1 protein-coding gene is annotated in these 516 nt (G+C 77.5%); it reads right to left on the reverse strand.

From position 1 onward, the window contains the following. Positions 1 to 19: 19 nt before the first annotated feature. Positions 20 to 516, reverse strand: a 497-nt coding sequence (locus tag VB737_RS17290) for a DUF3153 domain-containing protein (RefSeq protein ID WP_500314791.1), incomplete at its 5' end; no start/stop codon positions are given.

Below are 516 nucleotides of genomic sequence, written 5' to 3' on the forward strand. Positions count from 1 at the left end.
GCCCCAGGCCGCTCCAGCGTCAGCAGCGCAGTTCCAGGACGTTGACCTGGCCGGGCTCCAGGGGCCAGAGCAGACGGCGGCCGCCGCTGTCCCCGGCAGGGGACGCCGCGATAGGGGCGGGTCTCGCCTGCAGCACCGCCGCCGGCCGCACCGGGGCGAGCACGACCGCCAGATCCAGTCCCGGGATCGCCTCGAGGGCCTGGAGATCGAGCTCCAGCAGCAGGTGCTGGCGGACGCCCAGGAGCCAGTTGCGCTCCTCCCAGACCACCACCGGCGCCGCCAGGGGAACGCCGCTGAGCCGGCCTGCCACCTCCAGGCTGCCCGCCAGGGTTCCGAGGGCTTCGCGGGCGGGCAGCACGGGGGTGGAGACCCGGCGGTCGCCGCCCCCGCCGGAGCTGCGGAACGGCCCGGGGGCGGGGATCCCCTCGGCCTGCCCCTCCAGCGCCGCGACGAAGCGCCGCTGCCCGGGGGTCCCGGCGCCGGTGTCGCTGCGCAGCTGGTGGCTGACCTGGAGCC

Source organism: Synechococcus sp. BA-120 BA3 (genome assembly GCF_034931285.1).
Classification (GTDB): domain Bacteria; phylum Cyanobacteriota; class Cyanobacteriia; order PCC-6307; family Cyanobiaceae; genus Cyanobium.